General features: G+C 42.7%; 20 protein-coding genes. 15 read left to right on the top strand and 5 right to left on the bottom strand.

The window, feature by feature from the left end; genetic code table 11:
- Positions 1-366: 366 nt before the first annotated feature.
- From ACFOWS_RS07470 to ACFOWS_RS07455, 4 genes are all read left to right on the top strand, one after another.
- Positions 367-2,211, top strand: coding sequence for a BspA family leucine-rich repeat surface protein (locus ACFOWS_RS07470; RefSeq protein WP_379763305.1), 1,845 nt, complete (start codon positions 367-369; stop codon positions 2,209-2,211).
- Between the two features lie 950 nt (positions 2,212-3,161).
- Complete coding sequence (locus ACFOWS_RS07465) at positions 3,162-5,222, top strand: BspA family leucine-rich repeat surface protein (RefSeq protein ID WP_379763304.1); 2,061 nt, start codon at positions 3,162-3,164, stop codon at positions 5,220-5,222.
- A gap of 614 nt (positions 5,223-5,836) precedes the next feature.
- Positions 5,837-6,220, top strand: a complete 384-nt coding sequence (locus ACFOWS_RS07460) for an endonuclease domain-containing protein (protein WP_379763303.1) — start codon at positions 5,837-5,839, stop codon at positions 6,218-6,220.
- An 875-nt stretch (positions 6,221-7,095) separates the two neighbouring features.
- The gene (locus tag ACFOWS_RS07455; RefSeq protein ID WP_379763301.1) at positions 7,096-7,707 is read left to right on the top strand and encodes an IMPACT family protein; all 612 of its coding nucleotides are present in this window, start codon (positions 7,096-7,098) and stop codon (positions 7,705-7,707) included.
- Between the two features lie 611 nt (positions 7,708-8,318).
- Here ACFOWS_RS07455 and ACFOWS_RS07450 read toward each other — a convergent pair.
- Complete coding sequence (locus ACFOWS_RS07450) at positions 8,319-8,717, bottom strand: acyl-CoA thioesterase (RefSeq protein ID WP_379763300.1); 399 nt, start codon at positions 8,715-8,717, stop codon at positions 8,319-8,321.
- Between the two features lie 202 nt (positions 8,718-8,919).
- On the opposite strand from ACFOWS_RS07450, the gene dnaA reads away from it, so the two are divergent.
- Genes dnaA through ACFOWS_RS07435 form a run of 3 tightly spaced genes read left to right on the top strand, consistent with a single transcriptional unit; the run spans position 8,920 to position 11,556 of the window.
- Positions 8,920-10,344 (top strand): chromosomal replication initiator protein DnaA, encoded by a 1,425-nt coding sequence (dnaA, locus tag ACFOWS_RS07445; RefSeq protein WP_379763299.1) that lies wholly within the window; start codon positions 8,920-8,922, stop codon positions 10,342-10,344.
- 14 nt (positions 10,345-10,358) lie between these two features.
- On the top strand, positions 10,359-10,811 hold the full coding sequence (locus ACFOWS_RS07440) for a low molecular weight protein-tyrosine-phosphatase (RefSeq protein ID WP_379763297.1): 453 nt from the start codon (positions 10,359-10,361) through the stop codon (positions 10,809-10,811).
- A 4-nt stretch (positions 10,812-10,815) separates the two neighbouring features.
- Positions 10,816-11,556, top strand: coding sequence for an SAM-dependent methyltransferase (locus tag ACFOWS_RS07435; protein ID WP_379763295.1), 741 nt, complete (start codon positions 10,816-10,818; stop codon positions 11,554-11,556).
- Between the two features lie 49 nt (positions 11,557-11,605).
- Here the strand turns inward: ACFOWS_RS07435 and ACFOWS_RS07430 are convergent, their stop codons facing one another.
- The 4 genes from ACFOWS_RS07430 to dapF all read right to left on the bottom strand — a co-directional run bounded on the left by ACFOWS_RS07430 (position 11,606) and on the right by dapF (position 14,747).
- Positions 11,606-12,250 carry a hypothetical protein gene (locus ACFOWS_RS07430; RefSeq protein ID WP_379763294.1) on the bottom strand — a complete coding sequence of 215 codons (645 nt, stop codon included), beginning with the start codon at positions 12,248-12,250 and terminating at the stop codon, positions 11,606-11,608.
- 160 nt (positions 12,251-12,410) lie between these two features.
- Positions 12,411-13,454 (bottom strand): endolytic transglycosylase MltG, encoded by a 1,044-nt coding sequence (mltG, locus tag ACFOWS_RS07425; RefSeq protein ID WP_379763293.1) that lies wholly within the window; start codon positions 13,452-13,454, stop codon positions 12,411-12,413.
- Entirely contained in the window at positions 13,444-13,977 is a 534-nt protein-coding gene (locus tag ACFOWS_RS07420) for a GNAT family N-acetyltransferase (RefSeq protein ID WP_379763292.1), read from the bottom strand. Before ACFOWS_RS07420 ends, mltG begins: the two co-directional genes overlap by 11 nt.
- Positions 13,971-14,747 carry a diaminopimelate epimerase gene (gene dapF / locus ACFOWS_RS07415; RefSeq protein ID WP_379763290.1) on the bottom strand — a complete coding sequence of 259 codons (777 nt, stop codon included), beginning with the start codon at positions 14,745-14,747 and terminating at the stop codon, positions 13,971-13,973. The genes ACFOWS_RS07420 and dapF overlap by 7 nt, the downstream gene beginning before the upstream one ends.
- Before the next feature lie 133 nt (positions 14,748-14,880).
- Between dapF and ACFOWS_RS07410 the strand changes: the two genes are divergently transcribed.
- The 8 genes from ACFOWS_RS07410 to ACFOWS_RS07375 all read left to right on the top strand — a co-directional run bounded on the left by ACFOWS_RS07410 (position 14,881) and on the right by ACFOWS_RS07375 (position 23,415).
- Complete coding sequence (locus ACFOWS_RS07410) at positions 14,881-16,269, top strand: S1C family serine protease (RefSeq protein ID WP_379763289.1); 1,389 nt, start codon at positions 14,881-14,883, stop codon at positions 16,267-16,269.
- A 130-nt stretch (positions 16,270-16,399) separates the two neighbouring features.
- The gene (locus ACFOWS_RS07405; protein WP_379763288.1) at positions 16,400-17,848 is read left to right on the top strand and encodes a glyceraldehyde-3-phosphate dehydrogenase; all 1,449 of its coding nucleotides are present in this window, start codon (positions 16,400-16,402) and stop codon (positions 17,846-17,848) included.
- A gap of 117 nt (positions 17,849-17,965) precedes the next feature.
- On the top strand, positions 17,966-18,574 hold the full coding sequence (locus ACFOWS_RS07400; protein WP_379763287.1) for a tRNA (guanine-N1)-methyltransferase: 609 nt from the start codon (positions 17,966-17,968) through the stop codon (positions 18,572-18,574).
- Between the two features lie 42 nt (positions 18,575-18,616).
- Positions 18,617-19,063 carry a GNAT family N-acetyltransferase gene (locus tag ACFOWS_RS07395; protein ID WP_379763286.1) on the top strand — a complete coding sequence of 149 codons (447 nt, stop codon included), beginning with the start codon at positions 18,617-18,619 and terminating at the stop codon, positions 19,061-19,063.
- 19 nt (positions 19,064-19,082) lie between these two features.
- Complete coding sequence (gene trmD, locus ACFOWS_RS07390; protein WP_379763285.1) at positions 19,083-19,757, top strand: tRNA (guanosine(37)-N1)-methyltransferase TrmD; 675 nt, start codon at positions 19,083-19,085, stop codon at positions 19,755-19,757.
- On the top strand, positions 19,697-20,086 hold the full coding sequence (locus ACFOWS_RS07385; RefSeq protein ID WP_379764524.1) for a hypothetical protein: 390 nt from the start codon (positions 19,697-19,699) through the stop codon (positions 20,084-20,086). The genes trmD and ACFOWS_RS07385 overlap by 61 nt, the downstream gene beginning before the upstream one ends.
- 121 nt (positions 20,087-20,207) lie before the next feature.
- Entirely contained in the window at positions 20,208-20,558 is a 351-nt protein-coding gene (rplS, locus tag ACFOWS_RS07380; RefSeq protein WP_379763284.1) for a 50S ribosomal protein L19, read from the top strand.
- A gap of 634 nt (positions 20,559-21,192) precedes the next feature.
- Positions 21,193-23,415 (top strand): NADP-dependent isocitrate dehydrogenase, encoded by a 2,223-nt coding sequence (locus tag ACFOWS_RS07375; RefSeq protein ID WP_379763283.1) that lies wholly within the window; start codon positions 21,193-21,195, stop codon positions 23,413-23,415.
- Positions 23,416-23,440 lie beyond the last annotated feature (25 nt).

Below are 23,440 nucleotides of genomic sequence, written 5' to 3'. Positions count from 1 at the left end.
CATTCAGAATGACAAATTCCAATTGACAATAACCAACGAATAACCGAATCAGCAAACACCAAATTCCAAGAATCAAGAGCAAGTCTCAAGTTCAGAGTTCAGAGTTCAGAGTTCAGAGTTCAGAGTTGAATAACAAATAACCGAATAACCCAATAACCCAATAACCCAATAACCAAATCAACAAACACCAAACCCCAAATTCCCAACTCCTAACTCCTAACTCCTAACAAAAAAATCTCCCAACCACTGACCCACTGCCCACTGAAACCCAATCCATCAACCCAAACCGCCCATCCGTCAATTCACCCCATGGAAAAACCCCTGCAATCAGGAACTTACGCCCTTATTTCTTTAAAATTTTATGTTATGAGAGTAAAAAAATTGCTGGTCCTTGCACTATTCGCTTTGGGCCTCATGATTTCCTGTAGCAAGGACGATGGTCCTTCAACCCCGCCGAATTCCGCCCCGGTGATAACGAATACCACAAAAGCGTTCACCGTGGCCGAGAACATCAACGATGCCCATGTTATTGGTACCGTGACCGCCACCGATGCGGACAAGGACGCCCTTACCTTTAGCATTTCCGCCAATAGCGACAACCTGTTTGAGATTGCCAATAGTGGCGCCATAAGTCTGGCTACCGGAAAGACCCTGAGCTTCGCCACCAAGTCCAGCCATGCGCTGGAAATTACCGTTAGCGATGGCACCGCCAGCGCCAAGGCCAACTTTACCATTACGGTGACCCAGGTGGTGGTCAACAACGAGACCCCGGTGATCGGGGCGCAGAGCTTTGAGGTGGCCGAAAATATAGACGACACCTTTCTCATTGGTACCGTGCAGGCCTCCGATGCAGAGAACGACCCATTGGCCTTTGCCATGGTGACGAACGACAATGACCTTTTTGAGATCACCACAAGTGGTGAATTGAGCCTAGCGGATGGAAAGTCCCTTGATTTTGCCACCGCGGAGGAGCATACCCTTACCGTGGGCGTGAGCGACGGCAACACCCAGGCACAGGCCACGATTACTATTACCGTTACCGAAGCGGTCGCGGCCAACGAGGCACCCACCATGGGCGATCAGTCCTTTGAGGCGGCCGAGATCATTGCGGACGATGTGGTGATCGGTACCGTTACCGCATCCGACCCTGAGAACGATGCGCTGACCTTTGCCATAACCACCAACGACAACGACCTGTTTGAGGTCACTGCCGATGGCGAACTGAGCCTGGCTGATGGAATGAACTTGGACGAGGAGACCGCCGCCCAGCACACCATTACTGTAAGTGTGGACGATGGCAATGGCAATGTGGTAGAGGCCGAGATCACCATTACCGTGTTGGACCGTTATGAGAGCAAGGCCGAAGACCCCGAATGGTTTGTGGCTACCTTTGAATATGTTGGTAATGATCCACACCTACTTTTCTTAGGCCAAGAACCGGATAATTTCACTTATGGCGACTTTATCATTGATTGGGGAGACGGCAATGTGGAAAATAACCCCGAAATTGTCTTCAATGAGGACTTACTATTCCCACAAGTATATGATGACCCAGGGCTTTACTATCTTTATCATGAATATCAAACGGAAAGCACCTATACGGTGGCCCTTAAAGGGGATATCCCTTATATGTCTTTAAATTTTGACACCATTGAGCAATGGGGGGCAATCCCATGGAAAACATTTAGAGGGGTGTTTTATGAGAGCGATGTTGAGTTAAATGCTACGGACGCGCCAGATCTTTCTCAGGTCACGGATATGTCAAAAGCTTTCACAGATTCGAGTATTCAAGTACCAGGTAATATTGGCAGTTGGGACGTAAGCAATGTTACCAATATGGAGAGTATGTTTTCCCAGGCTTCTATTAATGTGAACTTAAGCAACTGGGATGTAAGCAATGTTACGAATATGGATTTCATGTTCAACCTAGCCTCTGACTTTAACCAAAATTTGGGTGCTTGGGATATCAGCAGTGTAACCACTATGTCAGGAATGCTCTCTGACTCTGGGCTTTCCCGCGTAAATTATGGAAATACGTTGGTAGGTTGGGCAAGTTTTGTGCAAAGCAATAATGGTCCAAATGATATTACATTTGGTGCCTTTAATCTCCAATATTGCAGCAACCTACCACAGATGCAAAATGCTCGTAATTACTTGACAAATACCGCTGGATGGTCCATAACTGACGCAGGTTCCGTCTTCTGTAATTAGGTAGCAGTTAACTTTAGGCCATAAAGTAACCATAGAGATTGGGTTTCATTGTAAGCACCGGGGGGATTTTTCCTCTCGGTGTTTTTTTACTCCCCTCTATAGAGGGGCTGGGGGTGTGTTTTTGCAAGTACAAGTTCAAGTTCAAGTTCAAGAGCAAGTCTCAAGTTTAGAGTTCAAAGTTAAGGGTTCAGAGTTCAGGGTTCAGGGTTCAGGGTTCAGAGTTCAACAACAAATTCCAAGCACTAAAATCCAAAAACAAAAAGAGATTTCTCACATACGTTCGAAATGACAAAACAGTCAAATGGTCATTTAGACATGAGATGCAAAGCATTGATTGAGAAATCCAATGGTTGAAATTCATGAATCAAGCTCAGGTTCAAGTTCAAGAAACAAGACACAAGAACCAAGACACAAGACATTAGCTCAATAACTGAGTAACCTAATAATCCAATAAGAATTCGTGTAAATTCCTGCCTGCCGCAGGCAGGGGTGTAATTAGTGTCAAGATAGAGATTCTTTATTCACTTCGTTCATTCAAAATGACAAATTCCAATTGACAATAACCAATGACTTAACCAACGAATAACCGAATCAACAAACACCAAATTCCAAGAATCAAGAGCAAGTCTCAAGCTCAGAGTTCAGAGTTCAGAGTTCAGCAACAAATAACCGAATAAGCAAATCAACAAACCCCAAATTCCAAGAATCAAGAGCAAGTCTCAAGCTCAGAGTTCAGGGTTCAGGGTTCAGGGTTCAGGGTTCAGGGTTCAGGGTTCAGAGTTCAGCAACAAATAACCCAATAGCCAAATCAACAAACCCCTAACCCTAACTCCTAACTCCTAACTCCTAACTAAGATCCATCAACCCAAACCGCCCATCTATCAATTCACCTGATGTAAAAACCCCTACAATCAGGAACTTACCCCCTTAATTCTTTAAAATTTCATGTTATGAGAGTAAAAAAATTGCTGGTCCCGGCTTTGTTTGCCCTGGGCCTCATGATTTCCTGTAGCAAGGACGATGGTCCTTCAACCCCACCGAACTCCGCTCCGGTTATAACCAACGCCACAAAAGCGTTCACCGTGGCCGAGAACATCAACGATGCCCACGTTATTGGTACCGTGACCGCCACTGATGCGGACAAGGATGCCCTTACCTTTAGCATTTCCGCCAATAGCGACAACCTTTTTGAGATTGCCAATAGTGGCGCCATCAGTCTGGCTACCGGAAAGACCCTGAGCTTCGCCACCAAGTCCAGCCATGCGCTGGAAATTACCGTTAGCGATGGCACCGCAAGCGCCAAGGCCAACTTTACCATTACGGTGACCCAGGTGGTGGCCAACAACGAGACCCCGGTGATCGGGGCGCAGAGCTTTGAGGTGGCCGAAAATATAGACGACACCTTTCTCATTGGTACCGTGCAGGCCTCCGATGCAGAGAACGACCCATTGGCCTTTGCCATGGTGACGAACGACAATGACCTTTTTGAGATCACCACAAGCGGCGAATTGAGCCTAGCGGATGGAAAGTCCCTTGATTTTGCCACCGCGGAGGAGCATACCCTTACTGTGGGCGTGAGCGACGGCAACACCCAGGCACAGGCCACGATCACGGTTACCGTTACCCAAGTGGTTGCCAACGGCGCACCCACCATGGGCGACCAGTCCTTTGAGGCGGCCGAGACCATTGCGGACGATGTGGTGATCGGCACCGTTACCGCATCCGACCCTGAGAACGATGCGCTGACCTTTGCCATAACCACCAACGACAACGACCTGTTTGAGATTACAGCCGATGGCGCACTGAGCCTGGCCGATGGACAGAACTTGGATGAGGAGACCGCCGCCCAGCACACCATTACCGTAAGTGTGGACGATGGCAATGGCAATGTGGTGGAGGCCGAGATCACCATTACCGTATTGGACCGTTACGAGAGCAAGGCCGAAGACCCTGAATGGTTTGTGACCACTTGGGAACCAATGAATGATGAAGGTGATAATTTGGTTTTACAATTTGCAGTGGACCCTGAAACGTACACGTATAACTTTGTGGTGGATTGGGGTGATGGCACTATCGAAGAAAATCCAGAGTTTAAGCCGGGCCAGTCTGCTCCTCCTTTTTTTGACCATATTTATGAAAACATAGAAACCTTTACTGTGGCCATCAAAGGAGAGCTCCCTTATTTTAGCATGGATTTTGGATACCTGGTGACCATAGAACAATGGGGTGCCATACAGTGGAAATCCATGGAAGCTACTTTCTCATATCAAGATAGTTTTGAGATTACGGCTACCGATGTCCCAGACCTGTCCCAAACCACAAGCATGAGTTATATGTTCCAAGAGTCCACCTTCTCTGGTGATGTCACCGGATGGGACACTAGCAATGTTACAGATATGAGTTATATGTTTGATTCTTCAACCGTATACAATGTCGACATTAGTGGTTGGGACACCAGTAATGTTACGGACATGAGTTATATGTTTAATTATTCAACCAATTTTAATGGAGTCATAAGCAATTGGAACACCAGTAGTGTCACCAATATGGAAGCAATGTTCAGACATGCTTCTTCGTTTAATGGGGATATCAGTGCCAAAAACAATGCATGGAATACCGGCAATGTCACTAATATGAGGTTAATGTTCAATGGTGCAGATGATTTCAATCAAAATATTAGTGGTTGGGATACCGGCAATGTAACAGATATGAGCAGTATGTTCAGTGGCGCATCTTCATTTAACCAAAATTTGGGTGCATGGGATCTGAGCAGTGTTACCAATATGTCAGGTATGTTTGACAGTTCTGGGCTTTCATCGGTACGGTATGGAAATACATTGATAGGATGGGCAACCTTTGTTCAAAGCAATGGCTTCCCTAATGAAATTATATTCACTGCCTCAAATGTTGAATATTGTGACATTGCTCAAGTGCAAGGTGCCCGTAATTATTTGATTAACACTGCGGGATGGGGCATAGATGATGGTGGGCCTACCAACATTTGCAACTAAATCGCATAAATAGGTAAGACCATGAAGAAACTATAAAATTGGGTTTCATTGTAAGCACCGGGGGGATTTTTCCTCTCGGTGTTTTTTTACTCCCCTCTCGAGAGGGGCTGGGGGTGTGTTTTTGCAAGTACAAGTTCAAGTTCAAGAGCAAGTCTCAAGTTTAGAGTTCAAAGTTAAGGGTTCAGAGTTCAGGGTTCAGGGTTCAGGGTTCAGAGTTCAACAACAAATTCCAAGCACTAAAATCCAAAAACAAAAAGAGATTTCTCACATACGTTCGAAATGACAAAACAGTCAAATGGTCATTTAGACATGAGATGCAAAGCATTGATTGAGAAATCCAATGGCTGAAATTCATGAATCAAGCTCAGGTTCAAGTTCAAGAGACAAGACTCAAGAATCAAGAGTCTAGAACCTGGAAACAGGACAAAAGAACCAAGACACAAGACCGTAGCTCAGTAACCCAATAACATAACTGAGTAACCCAATAACTAAATAACAGAATAAACACACACAACCCTGATTTCACCACACTTAAATCTTCCCTTCTAAAGAAAGAATTTCTAGTTCCCCTCTTGAGAGGGGTTAGGGGTGTGTCAAAATAAACATACATAAAAATGCCAAAAAGAAAGATAATCCCATACAATCCAAAACTCAAGGAATTGGCCCGCCAACTGAGGAACAACTCTACCAAAGCAGAAATAATCCTATGGCAAAAACTAAAGCGCAAACAAATGCACGGTTATGATTTTCATCGTCAAAAGCCCATCGACAATTACATTTTGGACTTTTTCTGTCATGAACTTATGCTGGGCTTAGAAGTGGATGGCTACTCCCATCAAATTATCGAAATCCAGCTAAAGGACAGCATTAAAGAACGGGCGATGTTCCAATTTGGGATAACCGTACTCCGGTTTTCGGACCGCCAAGTTTTGAAGGATATGGAAAATGTGCTCAGGGTGATTGAGGACTACATTCACACCAAAGAAACACAACCCTGATTTCGCCACACCGAAATCTTCCCTTCTCAAGAAGGGATTTGCAGCTCCCCTTTCGAGAGGGGCTGGGGGTGTGTTTTTGCAAGTACAAGTTCAAGTTCAAGTTCAAGAGCAAGTCTCAAGTTTAGAGTTCAAAGTTAAGGGTTCAGAGTTCAGGGTTCAGGGTTCAGGGTTCAGGGTTCAGGGTTCAGAGTTCAACAACAAATTCCAAGCACTAAAATCCAAAAAACACAAAGAGATTTCTCGACTGCGCTCGAAATGACATTAACGGCTAAACGGTCATTTCGACATGAGATGCAAAGCATAGATTGAGAAATCCAATAGTTGAAATTCATGAATCAAGCTCAGGTTCAAGTTCAAGAAACAAGACACAAGAACCAAGACACAAGACATTAGCTCAATAACTGAGTAACCTAATAATCCAATAAGAATTCGTGTAAATTCCTGCCTGCCGCAGGCAGGGGTGTAATTAGTGTCAAGATAGAGATTCTTTATTCACTTCGTTCATTCAAAATGACAAATTCCAATTGACAATAACCAATGACTTAACCAACGAATAACCGAATCAACAAACACCAAATTCCAAGAATCAAGAGCAAGTCTCAAGCTCAGAGTTCAGAGTTCAGAGTTCAGAGTTCAGAGTTCAGAGTTAAGCAACAAATAACCCAATAACCAAATCAACGAATTCCAAAAAACAAGTTCAAGTGCAAGTCTCAAGTTCAGAGTTCAGAGTTCAGGGTTGAGCAACAAATAACTGAGTAACCAAATTCCAATAATCCAACACTCTAATAATCCACCCTTCCAACATCTGATTACTGACTACTGACTACTGACCACTAAAACCCGACTTCTCAATTGGAATCGATAGTTTTGTGCCGATGGAAAAAAATGATAGCTACAAAACCATTGCCCGGCCTTCGGAAGAAATACTGTTCAAGGACCGAAAAAGCAAATTTTTTGCCCAGGTCTTCCCCATTACTTCGGAAAATGACGTAAAGCCCATTATTGAAGAACTTCGGAAGAAACACCACACCGCCAACCACGTATGCTATGCTTGGCAACTGGGCGAACTGGACCGCTCCTATCGCGCCAATGACGATGGGGAACCCAACAATTCAGCGGGGATGCCCATTTATGGGCAAATCCAATCTTTTGATGTAACCAACGTACTAGTAACCGTAACGCGCATTTTTGGTGGAACCAAATTGGGTGTCGGTGGGTTGATTCAGGCCTACCGAACCGCAGCGCAATTAGCCCTTGAGAACACCAAGATTGTGGAACGGGTAATCGAATCGCAATTCAAACTCAAATTCGGATACCCTGAAATGGACAAGGTGATGCGGACCATTAAACAAAAAAGCCTGAACATTGTCTCCCAAAACATGGAACTAGATTGCGAGTTGTTGATTTCAGTCCGACTAAGTGAAGCGGAAGAAACGTATCAATTGTTTGAGGAAATGCAGGATGTCAACGTTACGACGATGGAGTAAAGAGACAAGAATCAAGAATCAAGAATCAAGAATCAAGAGTCTAGAGTCTAGAATCTGGACGAAAGAGAAAAGAGGATAGAAAAAGACAAAAGAGCCAAGAATAAAGAGGAAAGAAAAAAGACAAGAGAGAAAAGACAGTAGCTTAATAACCCAGTAACTAAATAACCCAATAACTGAGCAACCGAATAAACAAACACAACCCTGATTTCGCCACACCGAAATCTTCCCTTCTCAAGAAGGGATTTGTAGCTCCCCTCTCGAGAGGGGCTGAGGGTGTGTCCATCAAAAACAAGTTCAAGTTCAAGTGCAAGAGACAAGAATCAAGAATCTAGAGTCTAGAACCTAGAAACAGGACGAAAGAACCAAGACACAAGACGGTAGCTTAATAACTGAGTAACTCAATAACCCAATAAGAATTCGTGTAAATTGGTGTAATTAGTGTCCAAATGGATTCTTCACTCGCTACGCTCGTTCAGAATGACAGTGTTCATTTAACAATAGACAACTAACAATGCCCAAATTCCAAAATATCTAAAAATTCATGAGTCCAACCATCTGACCACTGTCTCCTGTCTCCTGTCTCCTTTCTCCTGTCTCCTGTCTCCTGTCTCCTAAAAATCCAACTTCTCCAAAATATAATCCGGACATTTTATCGGCTTGCCGGTGTTTTTATCCATGAATGCCAACACGGTATTGGCGGTCGCCAAAAGTTCCTTTGATTCATTCAATACTTTGTAATCAAACTCAATTTTAACCATGGGTTTGTTTTTCAACTGAGTTTCCACAGTAATCAAATCATCGTATAGTGCAGACTTTTTATAGTCAATGTGCAACGATATTACGGGAAGCATAATTCCATTATCTTCCATGCTCTTATAAGTAACGCCCAAGGCTCTCAACCATTCTACCCTACCCATTTCCAAGTATTGGGCATAATTACCATGGTAAACCACCCCCATTTGGTCGGTTTCTGAGTACCGAACCCGAAAAGAATGCAAATTTAACCCCATACTTTACGTGAAAAATTATATATTTAATGGCTTGGTTAACATTCGGGTAACATGCGAAAAAAAAACAGAAAATTCAACGACAAATTCATTTTTTTTTTAAAAGATTTGTTCACATATTTGTCGCATCCAATAAGCATCTAAATACCCCCAGGATGTTTAATCTAAAACATTAACCTAACCAACAAAAACAAGGAAAAACTTCATGAGTGTTACTGCTAATTCCGTATGGAACAACTGTTTGGCTTTTATCCAGGATAACATCCAACCGCAGGCATTCAAAACGTGGTTTGAACCTATTAAGCCCATCAAGTTAACAGACAAGGCACTCAGCATTCAGGTTCCCAGTAAGTTTTTTTACGAGTGGTTGGAAGAGCATTATGTAAAGCTTTTGAAGGTGGCCTTGACCCGGGAATTGGGAAGCCATGCAAAACTCATTTATATCATTAAAATGGAAAACAAGTACGGAAACAAGGAACCGTTCACCGAACAGATTCCAAGTTCCAACCGTACTGCCGTCGGACCCCAAGAATTGGATGTGCCCATCACCTCCAAGAGTCCTGAGCTGAAAAACCCTTTTGTTATTCCCGGGATTCGGAATATTAAAATTGAGTCCCAACTCAACCCCAACTATAATTTTGACAATTTCTTGGAAGGAGATTCCAACCGTTTGGCGCGCTCTGCTGGAATGGCGGTGGCCAACAAACCTGGTGGGACGTCTTTTAATCCACTATTGGTATTTGGGGGCGTAGGTTTGGGAAAAACACATTTGGCCCATGCCATTGGCGTGGAGATCAAGGATAAATATCCAGAAAAAACGGTGCTCTATATCTCTGCAGAGAAGTTCACCCAACAATATATAGAATCGGTAAAGAAGAATACCCGCAACGATTTTATCCATTTTTACCAGTTGATTGATGTACTCATTATTGATGATGTACAGTTCCTATCCGGTAAATCTGGAACCCAGGATGTGTTCTTCCATATCTTCAACCATCTGCACCAAAATGGCAAGCAAGTTATTTTGACCTCGGATAAAGCTCCAGTGGACATGCAGGACATTGAGCAGCGATTGTTGTCCCGTTTTAAATGGGGACTTTCTGCGGAATTGCAAAGTCCGGATTATGAGACCCGCGTATCCATTTTGAAGAACAAATTGTATCGGGATGGCGTGGAAATGCCCGAAGATATCATTGACCATGTGGCCAAGAACATCAAGACCAATATTCGTGAATTGGAAGGTGCCATCATTTCATTGATTGCTCAATCCTCGTTCAACAAGCGAGAGGTGACTTTGGAGTTGGCTCAGCAAGTGGTTGAGAAATTTGTAAAGAACACCAAACGTGAGGTTTCCATTGACTACATTCAAAAAGTGGTTTCTGACTACTTTGAGATGGACGTGGCCACCCTGCAATCCAAAACCAGGAAGCGACATATTGTTCAGGCCAGACAGTTGGCCATGTTCTTTGCCAAAAAATTCACAAAGGCCTCTTTGGCCAGTATCGGTTCACAGATTGGGAAACGCGATCACGCCACGGTTCTTCATGCCTGCAAAACGGTGGATAATCTCGCTGAAACCGATAAACAGTTCAGAAAATATATCGAGGACCTCAACAAGAAGTTCTCCTAACCCCTTTTTATTTAATGAAAACCAAAGTTTTGATGGTCTGCTTGGGAAACATTTGCAGGTCACCATTGGCAGAAGGTATTCTTCAGTCCAAGGTGAACACTGATGCCGTTTTTGTGGATTCAGCAGGTACTGCTGGGTACCATGTAGGCAATCCTCCTGACCCAAGATCAGTTGCAGTGGCCCAAAAACATGGTTTGGATATCAGCCTTCAAAAGTGTCGACGGTTTTCCCAAACAGATTTTAAGGAGTTTGATTTAATCTATGTGATGGATAGAAGTAACTTTTCGGATATCGCAAGTTTGGCCCAGAATCACCAAGAAGCTGAAAAAGTGAAGCTCCTGTTGAGCGAGGTCAATGTTGGCATCCAAGAAGTTCCCGACCCTTACCATGGCGGAGAACAAGGCTTTGAAGATGTATACCAAATGATTGATTTGGCTTGCGAGGCAATTGCGAAAAAACTAAATTGATTGGATGGAAGAAACACAGGAACAACAGAAGCCCGGCTTAGTTGTTGGAAAATTGTACTTGATTCCAACGACACTGGGCGACAATGCTCCCTTGGAGGTTTTGCCGATTTCCCTAAAGGGAACCATTGAGAAGATTGACCATTATATTGTGGAAAATGAAAAGACGGCCCGGCGTTTCATCAAAAAGGTGAGTCCGAGCAAACCGCAGCCCAACCTTCACATCCAAAGCTTGAACAAATACACCAAGCCCGAGGTCATCCCATCTTTTTTAGACCCCTGTATTCACGGACATGATGTTGGCGTTTTATCAGAGGCGGGCTGTCCGGGCATAGCGGACCCTGGCGCCTCGGTAGTCCGTGTAGCGCACGAAAAAAGAATCCAAGTAGTCCCCTTGGTAGGCCCCTCCTCTATTTTGATGGCGATGATGTCCAGTGGAATGAATGGCCAAAATTTTGCATTCAATGGCTACTTACCCATCGACAATAAGGAACGTAAGGCAATGGTGAAAAATCTGGAACATCTTTCCCGTGAAAAGGAACAGTCGCAAATATTTATGGAGACGCCCTATCGAAACAACAAATTGCTCGTGGAACTTATCAAGCTATTGCACAAAAACACCCGTTTGTGCATTGCATGCGACATTACACTCCCTACCGAGTTCATTCAGACCAAAAGTGCCCATGAGTGGAGTGAAATCAATATTGATTTGGACAAAAGGCCTACCATCTATATCATTCAGGCATAAAAAAACCCAGAACTGAATTCTGGGTTTTTAGCTAACTTTTACCTTGCCACTATAGTTTTGGATTCTTCCGTTGTTGAATTTTGGAAGTATCGTATCCTGCAAATTTTCTCATGTAGTATGAAATGCTGCTTCCGTACGCATCTGAAACATCTTCTTGCCCATAGGAACGCAAATACTTCTTTACATTGCCGGCTCCGGCCAAATGTGCCGCCGCCAGAATACCAGATTCGGTAATTTCAATGTTCCCAAAACGTTTTCCGGTAAAGCGTTTGATGTCACGTCGCAAAATCCATTTGTTTCGGGCCACATTTATATCAAAAGCTTTTTCCTGAAGTATGGGATCGTTCAAAAAAGTATCTACATCATAAACCCCCATCAAATTTAGGGTGCTCCCCCCAAACTGATATTTCCCCAAATAACCAAGTGTGTTCACTACATGGTATTTTCCTTGGGATTCTTTAAAAGCCAGGGCATCTTTAAACCCGTTATAGGCTTTTCCCAAAAAGGGGGCGGTGATTTGTGCTTCACCAGAGACTACAAGGGAATCTTTGGGAGCGGGTGTTTCAAAGTCCGTGGTCACCTTTAGTGCATCTGGAACTTCCACATCCACTTTTTTCATTACGGTGTACGTACCAAAACTTGTCAAAACTACTATCATGGCAAGATGTAGTATAAAACCTATCCATCTTTTCATAATGTTCATATTTGTGATCTCGATACTATATACGTATCAAAAATCAATTTGGCCGGCAAAGATAGGGGGAGTAATGTTAACGGTTCCCTTAAAGCTCCTAAGATTTTCTTAAATAAGGCCTAAAATCCGTCAAAGTGCTGAAAATTAACGGTAAAGCACATTATCGCAGCACTTTCTGAGCATTTAACCATTGGATGTACTGCACCTTATTTCGGTTGTGTTGCGCTAAAGTTTTGGCAAATTTGTGATAACCGAAGTTGGAAACATCAGCTACAAAGTAGAGGTAATCGTGTTTTTCGGGGTTTAAAACAGCCTCAATGGATGAAATGTCGGGCATGGTAATCGGACCCGGTGGAACACCTGCATATTTATAGGTATTGTAAGGGGAGTCCATTTCCAAATCACGGTACAAAACTCGTTTTATAATGGTGTCATAATTTCCCGTCTGTTTTTTAATAGCGAAAATCACGGTGGGGTCCGCTTGCAGTAAAATACCCTTTCGTATTCTATTAAGGTATACGCCAGCAACTCGGGGTCGCTCGTCCACTTTAGCCGTTTCTTTTTGCACCACCGCAGCCAACGCAATCACTTGGGAAGGTGTCAAACCAAGGTTCTTGGCCTTTTGCAATCTTTCTTCAGTCCAATAGCGTTGATATTCCTTCAACATACGATCTCTAAATTCTTCTGCGCTGGTGTTCCAGAAGAATTCATAGGTATTGGGCAGGTACATTCCCAGTTTGGTGTCCTCATCAAAGCTGGTTTCGTTCAAAAATCCAGGGTCGTTGAATGCCTGCAGTAAAGAAAGACTGTCGGCTTCAATCTGCTCCGATATACGTCCTGCCAATAATGCCAATGATTCTTGATTATTAAACGATACATTTACAGGTAGGTTGGCACTACGGAGGGTATTGATGATCTCATTGTTGTTCATCCCCTTCTTTATGGCATACTTTCCCGCCTTAATATTGGTAACGTATCCTTTTCGTTTGGCCACCGCTTCAAACGTGGCTAAATCATTCAACAAAGGTTCCAAAGATTCTTTCACCTCAGAAAAAGTGGCATCGGATGCGATAAAAACATAAGCCTCCTCATTATTAAACTGAGTGTTGGGGCTAAAAATCGCACTATAAATCTGGTAGGCGACAAAACCGCAGATAATAAGCCCCAAAATAGCGGTGGCCCAAAGTACTTTTTTAAGATTCATTGGTATGTATCTTTTGAAACATGATTTCATTTTTGAATCCTGCGCTAGTCCGAATCCATTCTTTCTTCACTCCGATTCTTTCAAAACCAAGCTTTTCAAACAGGTGAATGCTAGCTTGATTGTCTTCCAGAATATTGGCATACAACTGATGCAGGTCAAGGGTTGAAAAAGCATAATCGCACATCAATTGGATGGCCTCTGCCCCTACTCCTTTATTTCGGTCAGCAGGATTGGAAATGACAATTCCTATTCCAGCACGTCGGTGTTTTGGGTCAAAATCGAATAAATCAATCAAACCGATGCAGATATCTTCTTTATTGCAAACACATAACCGCAGTTGTTTTACCTCATAGACATCCCGATGGGCATTCTCCAAATACAGTTGCAGCACCTTTTTGGAATACGGTTTTAGGGTGCCACTGATCTCCCAAATGGACGTATCGTTCTCCAATTGGTATAGGAATTCCAAATCTGTTGGCTCTAAGGCCCTTAGGTAAACCTGTTTCCCTTTTAGGTTCAACATTCAATCTCTCCTTTATAGACCAGAATGGCCGGTCCTTTTAAATATATATTGGTGTAATTTCCATTGTTTTGCTCAAAACTGATGGACAAATCTCCACCAGGCGTTTTGATTTGCACAGTTTTGGCGCTGGTTTTTCCCAATTTGTGCATGGCGACAGCTACAGCGGTAACTCCAGTGCCGCAAGAATAGGTCTCGTCTTCCACACCCCTTTCATAAGTACGTACTTGAAATGTATCTGCATTCTGTTGCTCTACAAAATTGATATTGCTCCCCGCTTTTCCGTATAACCCATAGCGAAGTTTTGCGCCTTCCTTATGGACATCAAACTTTTGAAGCCCTTCAACTAATTGAACGTGGTGGGGAGACCCCGTATCCAAAAAAGTATATGCGGGTTTTTCACGGATTTCCTCAACATCTACCATTTTAAGATTCACTAGATTACCTTCTATCGTGGCTTCATGCAATCCGTCAACAGCGGTAAAAGTGGTCTTGCCCCCAATAATACCAAGATAATGGGCAAAGGCCACCAAACACCGCCCACCGTTACCACACATGCTGCTTTCACCTCCATCCGCGTTGTAGTAGACCATCTTAAAATCCGACATTTTGTCATTCTCCAACAGAATTAAACCGTCAGCTCCCACCCCAAAACGCCTATCACACAGCTGTGCCACCAGTTTGGTATTGTTTTTGGGAAATGTATCCTGGCGATTGTCGATGATGACAAAATCGTTTCCCGTTCCTTGATATTTGAAAAACTGCAATTTCATATTCGCTACAAAGGAACAAAGATAGCGTATTCTTTAAGGAATTTTTTGCAGTTAAAAGGGCGTTAAACCGACAAAGCCAAAAAATGAATTCTTTTAATTTTGTTCAAACTGAATGTTAAAAAAATATTGAATTATGAAGAGAATAGCCAGTTTGCTCCTAGTGTCCGTATTTGCAGGCGCAATTACATTGGGATCCTATAAATTATTTTTTGAAAAAGACAATTTTAAAGTGGTAACCTCAGAACAGGAGAATCCGTTCATCACCACAAGTAATCTACCGACCTCGGCCAGTGGAGCGGGTATAAATGAGGTGGACTTTACCTTGGCCGCAGAAAAAACGGTAAACTCGGTGGTCCACGTTAAAAATCTTACCATAAGCAAAGGGCCAAGTAGCCTTTCTGATTTCTTTTATGGATTTGAACGCCAGCAGACCCCTCAAGTGGGCTCAGGGTCTGGTGTGATCATTTCCCCTGATGGTTATATTGTGACCAACAATCACGTAATTGCCAACTCCAGCCAATTGCAGGTTACCTTAAATAACAATAAAACTTACGAGGCAGAAGTCATTGGCGCTGATTCCGAATCTGACATTGCTTTGCTAAAAATTGATGCAGAAGGCGCACTACCTTATTTGGCTTTTGGTGATTCTGATAATGCCAAGATTGGAGAATGGGTGCTGGCCGTAGGGAATCCATTTAATTTGACCTCAACTGTTACCGCTGGTATTGTAAGTGCCAAAGCGCGTTCGTTGGGCAGAACCCAGTCCTTCATTCAGACGGATGCTGCAGTAAACCCTGGAAACAGTGGCGGAGCCTTGGTCAACACTAATGGTGATTTAATCGGTATTAATACGGCCATCACCTCGCAGACTGGGTCTTATGTGGGCTATGCATTTGCCGTGCCCAGTAACACGGCCAAAAAAGTGGTCGAGGACATTATGGAGTATGGAAATGTTCAAAAAGGACTTTTGGGCATACGAGGTGGCGATCTTAACCCAGAAGTGGCCAAAGAGCTAGGTATTGATGACTTAGAAGGTGTTTATGTATCAGATGTCACAGAGGAGTCAGGAGCTGAAGAGGCCGGTCTACAATCTGGGGATGTCATCAAACAAGTGGATAATATTACGGTGAATAAATTTTCTCAGTTGTCTGGCTATCTTTCTTCAAAAAGACCAGGAGATGTTGTAAAAGTCATTATTGACAGGGACGGCAAGAATATGACCAAAAATGTGACCCTTAAAAAGCAAATGACTGTTCTCCTACCTGCAACCGGATTTTTGGTGAAGAACCTTTCCAAAGATGACAAAAAGAAATTCGGTGTTTCAAAAGGCGTAAAAATCATTGATGTCCCAGAACGCTACAGTCGTTATGATCTGCGCAATAAAGTCATTGTTAAGGTAAACGATACCGATATCGACAATATTGAGGATGCCGAAGAAGAGTTTGGCAAAGTTTCACAATACGGAAGAACCAGCTTTACCATGATCAATGAAAATGGTGAAAAGGAACACATGATCTTCTAGTTAAAGTGATGAAATCACACTTAAAAGCACCCGAATTCGGGTGCTTTTTTTGTACTTAAATTCGTTTACGAAAACGTTTGAAAATAACTAATTTAGCCCCGCAACTACTAAACAAATTCAAACAAAAACTATGGGAGACATCAAATCCTATGAGAAAGAACTTGCTTTTCAGGCCGATAGGCGAAAGGCAACCACCGAATTCATTAAAATCATAAGTGACCTCTGGTACGACAAGGCCATTGAAGTGGTCCTCTTCAAAAACCAAATCATCGATAAAAATGTCAGCGACATTATCAATCTTCATGAGTATGCTGGTGAATTTGTACAAAAACCTATTTCCATTTTCGACTCCGTTGAAATATTAAGGGCCATCAATGACATCAACTTGCCCCCTGCCAAATTGGATATTGGAAAGCTGACCTATGAATACCACTCCGATGACAATACGCATCTCAACGTTAAGGCCTTTGTAGTGGACAAGCTTAAAGATGCCCAACAGACCAAGGAAATCAAACCTAAAGATGTAGTGCTCTATGGATTTGGTCGAATAGGCCGATTGGTGGCACGTGAGCTCATGGCCAAAACTGGAAGAGGTAGTCAACTTAGACTTCGGGCCGTAGTGGTAAGAGGGGAATTAAACGAGGAAGTTTTGGAAAAACGCGCTGCGCTATTGAAAACAGATTCGGTTCATGGCCAATTCATGGGAACTGTGGATGTGGACGCCAAAAACCAAGCCTTGATTATTAATGGTACCACTGTAAAGTTCATCAGCGCCAGTAAACCCGAAGATATCGATTATACCAAGTATGGGATCTATAGCGCATTGATAATTGACAATACTGGAGCATTTAGGGACAAGGAGGCGCTTTCCAGACATTTGGAGTCCAAAGGAGCCAGTAAGGTTCTCTTAACGGCTCCTGGAAAAGAGGTGCCCAATATTGTTCACGGCGTCAATCATACTGACTTTGATCCCGACAAGACCAAAATTTACTCTGCGGCTTCCTGCACAACCAATGCCATAACCCCTATTTTAAAAGTGATTGAGGATTCCCTCGGCATAAAAAAAGGACATTTAGAGACCATCCATGCTTATACCAATGACCAAAATTTGGTGGATAATATGCACAGTAAGTACCGAAGGGGCCGTGCTGCTGCACTGAACATGGTGGTTACCGAAACTGGTGCTGGCTCCGCCGTTGCAAAAGCCCTTCCAAAATTAAAAGGAAAATTGACCTCCAATGCCATTCGCGTACCGGTACCCAATGGTTCTTTGGCCATTCTACATTTAGAAGTAAAGAACAAAACCTCCAAAGAGAGTATCAATACCATTTTAAAGAAATATGCACTAGAAGGGGATTTGGTGGAGCAAATCAAATACTCCCTGAGCAATGAATTGGTTTCCACCGATATTGTAGGCACTTCTGCCCCATCAATTTATGATAGCAAGGCCACCATTGTCTCGGCTGATGGAAAAAGTGTAGTGCTTTATATATGGTATGATAACGAGTATGGCTATTCCCATCAAGTTATTCGTTTGGCGAAATATATTGCCAAGGTTAGGCGTTATACCTATTATTAAAGATTTGGGAAAAGCGGGAACACAAGTCCAGTAAATGGGTTTTTCTTTTGATTTTAGGTTTATTGGTGTAATTTCGCCTTACCCTTAATCTAAATTATTTACGAGAACATATTGACCATGAAGCATTTACGATTTTTAATTGCACTAGCCCTACTTGCACCCTACTTTTCATCCTTTGCCCAAGAAGAGGAAACTTCCGAAAATCAAGATATGACCATTAAGGGTCAGTTTGAAGAAATGGAACGGAAGTCCACCAATTACAGGTCAGGGAATGGTGTTCCTTATGAAGTGATTCGGTTGGCTAGTTTAAATGAGGTAAAAAGCAACATTTTTGATACCATAAACACGGCCAATGAAGCCATAAAAGATTTATCGGCCACCATAGCCGCCAATAAGGCCGAAATAGAGGACCTCAATGCCAAACTACAGGATACCACCAATAAGCTGAATACCGTTACCGAAGAAAAGGACAGTATTTCATTTTTTGGCGCCCTGATCAGCAAAGGCACCTACAATTTTATTCTATGGTCCATTATTTTTGCGCTGTTGCTGTTCCTGCTGTTCTTTATTTACCGATTCAAAAACAGCAATTTCTTAACGCAACAGGCCAAATCTGCCTTGGCCGACCTAGAACAAGAATACGAGCAACACCGACGAAGAGCTTTGGAGCGTGAGCAAAAAATAAGCCGCCAGTTGCAAGATGAACTGAACAAACAGAAAAAATAACAGCAAGGCTTCCGAACGGGAGCCTTTTAAAATTTAGACCCAATGACCATCAAAAAGGCAACCATTTCAGATTTGGAGCGCATTGTTCCGCTTTTTGATGCTTATCGGGTTTTCTACAAACAGAAATCAGATTTTGAATTGGCTCGCAGATTTTTAAAAGAACGGTTTGCGAATAATGAGAGTGTAATTTTTATCGCCCTGGAAGATGAAGAGCCCATAGGATTCACCCAACTGTACAAGACCTTCTCGTCAGTATCCCTTCAACCCTCTTATATTTTAAATGACCTTTATGTGTCTCCAAACCATCGGAAAAAAGGCGTTGGCGAAGCTTTGTTGAATCAGGCTAAATTGCACTGCCAAGAAATGGGCTATAAAGGGCTAGCTTTAGAAACTGCTTCGGACAATCCTGCGCAAAAGCTGTACGAGCGTTTATCGTGGGAAAATGATGCCAGCTACATTCACTACTTTTGGAAAAATTCAAAAGCCTAAGCATTTTTCAACAATACCCATGCGGATAGACATCATCACAGTATTGCCAGAGTTATTGACCAGTCCCTTTGAGGCCTCCATTTTAAAAAGAGCCATTGAAAAGGATTTGGTTGAAGTGCATCTTCACAACCTTAGGGATTACACTTCTGGCAACTACAAACAGGTCGATGACTACCAGTTTGGCGGAGGTGCTGGGATGGTGATGATGATAGAGCCGATTGATAAATGTATTTCCCATCTTAAAGCTGAGCGAACATATGACGAGGTCATTTATATGACTCCTGATGGTGAAACGCTGAACCAAAGCATTGCCAATCAGATTTCCCTTAAGGAAAACCTCATAATTTTATGTGGTCATTATAAGGGTGTGGACCAACGGGTACGGGATATGCATGTGACCTGCGAGATTTCCATTGGGGATTATGTGCTTTCAGGAGGCGAATTGGCAGCTGCAGTTTTATGCGATGCGGTAATCAGGTTACTCCCCGGGGTGTTGAATGATGAAACCTCTGCCCTCACCGATACGTTTCAGGACAATCTATTGGCACCTCCCGTGTATACCCGTCCATCAGAATACAAAGGGATGGAAGTTCCAAAAATTCTATTGAGTGGGGATTTCCCAAAGATTGAGAAATGGCGGGAGGAGCAAGCCTTGGAACGAACCCAAAAAAGAAGACCGGACCTTTTACAATAAACGCGATGGAAAATTATGAAGCTTACTATATGATTGGAGGCGGTTTGAACGCCATTGGTAAACTGATTGTGGTTTTGGCAACAGGCATTTTGCTGTCCAAGCAACGGAACTCAGGTACCCTACTCATGTTTTTAGGCAGTGTACTGTCCATCATATTCTCCCTAGGCACTTTACTCCTAACCACCTTCTCTGCCCAAAATGGGGCCCAATCAATTGTAAAAGTCAATGCGCTCGGCAGTATTTTAAACCCCCTGCCCTATATCCTTTTTGCCATTGGATTGTTGTTGTTTGCCGCAAAACAGGTGAAAAAGCGGCAACATGATGATTAAGCGATTCAAAAAATAAAAAACACCTTGCTATTTCTAAATATTACATTACTTTTGCAATCTCAAAATCAACCTCTGACGAGATACGTGAAAGTTGGTCTTGCTAAACATTAAAAAACAAACCATGGAATCCCTAATAAAATTTGTTGAAGACGAATTTGTTCCAAAGAAAGAATTTCCAAAATTTTCATCAGGAGACACTATCACCGTGTACTATGAAATTAAGGAAGGTGAAAAAACCCGTACCCAGTTCTTTAAAGGAGTTGTAATCCAACGAAGAGGTAGCGGTGCCACCGAAACGTTCACCATTCGTAAAATGTCCGGTACCGTTGGGGTGGAAAGAATCTTCCCAATCAACATGCCTGCCTTACAGCGAATTGAAGTAAACAAAAAAGGTAAAGTACGTAGATCACGAATCTTCTACTTTAGAGGTCTTACCGGTAAAAAGGCCCGTATTAAAGAGATTAGGGGATAATTCAGCATCCCGAAGCATACAAAAAAGCATCTTTTTCAAGGTGCTTTTTTTATGAACAATTGTTAATAACACCGGTTCATATATTGTTGATTTTAAATCAGTTATAAAATTTGTTTTTCTGATTCTTTAAACTACTTTAGTAAAAGAAATATGAGAGTGATGCAAGTCAAAATCATATTTCGTTTTAAAGTGGACGTTCTTTAAAAACTGAAAGTTTCCCTTTTAATTGGTAACACTACTGATCACAAAAGGAATTTCAAATTGGGGAGACGCTTCGGCGGGCCTCAAGGAGAATTCGTAAATTTTATGTGCGGATGGGAGAGCAATTTCCCGTTTTGATAAGATTTAGGAAATTATCAGGAAACTTTGTGGATTGAAATTGGGTTGCAAAACCAAATGGATAAAGCAAAGTAAACGTCTAAAGGGCAACAGATGCAATCTTAGGATTGCGGTTTTGTAGCAACACAAGACAAGTCTTTTAGTCCTTTTAGGAAAGCCATATCAATGTTCGCACATGGATATGGCTTTTGTTTTTTAAATATTCTTCAAGATTTGCCGCTTACTTTTAAAAAATTCATTACCAGTTCACCATCCATAAATTGTATATTTGCACCGCTCAAACAAATACATTTAAATGGCCAAAATTTTTTATACGAAAACAGATGAGGCACCAGCCTTAGCTACATTATCCTTCCTACCCATTGTAAAAGCTTATACCGAAACTGCAAATATTACCATCGAGACCAAAGATATTTCCTTAGCGGGTAGAATTGCAGCCGTTTTTCCTGAATTTCTCAACAAAGATCAACAAGTCCCAGATGACCTGGCCATCTTAGGTGAGTTGGCAAAGACTCCAGAAGCAAACATCATTAAGTTACCGAACATTAGTGCTTCCATCCCACAATTGAAAGAGGCCATTGAGGAATTACAAAATAAAGGATACAACCTTCCCGATTATCCAGATGAACCCAAAAATGATGACGAAAAAGCCATTAAGGCCAAGTACGACAAAATCAAAGGAAGTGCTGTAAACCCTGTACTACGTGAGGGTAATTCAGACCGAAGAGCTCCCAAGGCCATAAAAAATTACGCCATGAAAAACCCGCATACCATGGGTGAATGGTCCTCTGACTCCAAGACCCATGTGGCTACTATGTCCCATGGTGATTTTAGGGCAAATGAAAAATCCATGACCCTTACCAATGCGGATGAGGTTAGGATTGAATTGGTAACTGCCGATGGCTCCTCAAAGGTGCTAAAGGACAAACTTACGCTTCAGAAAGGTGAGGTTATTGATGCTACCGTGATGAGTAAAAAAGCATTGGTTGACTTTTTGGCCGAAGAAATTGCCGATGCAAGAAAAAACAACTTACTCTTGTCGCTCCATTTTAAGGCAACCATGATGAAGGTTTCCGACCCTATCATATTTGGACATGCCTTAAAAGTGTATTTTGAAGAACTCTTCAAGCAATACGGGGACACTCTTCACAAAATTGGGGTGGATGCCAATGATGGTCTGGAAACTTTGTTTGACAAACTTGAAAAGCTTCCCGAAAATCAACATAAAGAAATTAAAGGTGCCATTCAGAAAACCATTGAAAATGGACCTGATTTGGCCATGGTAAATTCCGATAAAGGAATCACCAACCTTCATGTGCCCAGCGATATTATTATTGACGCCTCCATGCCCGCCATGATCCGTAATTCTGGAAAAATGTGGGATAAAAATGGAAAACTACAGGACACCAAGGCCATTATCCCTGATAGCAGCTACTCTGGCGTATACCAAGCCACCATTGATTTCTGCAAAGAACATGGTGCTTTTGACCCTGCTACCATGGGAACCGTTCCTAACGTAGGGCTCATGGCCCAAAAAGCTGAAGAATACGGATCCCATGATAAAACTTTTGAAATTCCAACCAATGGAATTGTCAAAGTGGTGAGTCAGTCAACGGGCGATACTTTGCTTGAACACAAAGTGGAACAAGGCGATATCTGGAGAATGTGCCAAGTTAAGGATGCCCCGGTTCAGGATTGGGTGAAATTGGCAGTCGGACGTGCAAAAGCCACCAATACTCCTGCCGTTTTCTGGTTGGACGATAGCCGTGCTCACGATGCTGAGTTGATAAAAAAAGTAAATCTGTACCTGAAAGATCACGATACCGCAGGATTGGACATTAGAATCCTCTCCCCTATTGAAGCCACCAAATTTACCTTGAAACGCCTCAAGGATGGGAAAGATACCATCTCTGTTTCTGGAAACGTGCTACGTGATTATCTAACTGACCTCTTCCCTATTTTAGAGGTGGGTACCAGTGCAAAAATGCTCTCCATTGTTCCGCTAATGAATGGTGGTGGTCTTTTTGAGACCGGAGCGGGAGGTTCTGCCCCCAAACACGTTGAACAGTTTTTGGAAGAAGGTCACTTGCGCTGGGATTCTTTAGGTGAATTCTTGGCATTGGGAGTTTCTTTGGAGTTCTACAGCGAAAAGAACAAAAACAAAAAGGCATTGGTCCTAGCCGATGCTTTGGATAAGGCCACCGAGAAATTCTTGGATAACGATAAGTCTCCTTCCAGAAAGGTGAACGAACTGGATACTAGAGGAAGTCATTTTTATTTGGCGCTCTATTGGGCGGAACAATTGGCCCATCAGAATGAGGATGGAGAATTAAAAACCACTTTTGGAAAAGTGTATGAAGCGTTATCCGCCAATGAAACCAAAATAGCCCAAGAATTGATTGATGCCCAAGGGCAAGCAGTGGATATTGGAGGCTATTATTTACCAGAAATCAACAAGGCTTCCAAGGCAATGCGCCCCAGTGAAACCCTCAACAAAATACTTGAATCCATAGCGTAAAAGTAACTTTAGCCCCAGCACAAAA

The sequence above is a fragment of the Flagellimonas marina genome (assembly GCF_042651185.1).
Classification (GTDB): domain Bacteria; phylum Bacteroidota; class Bacteroidia; order Flavobacteriales; family Flavobacteriaceae; genus Flagellimonas; species Flagellimonas marina.
The sequence above is the reverse complement of the archived record's forward strand: the minus strand, read 5'-3'. Positions and strand labels throughout refer to the sequence as shown.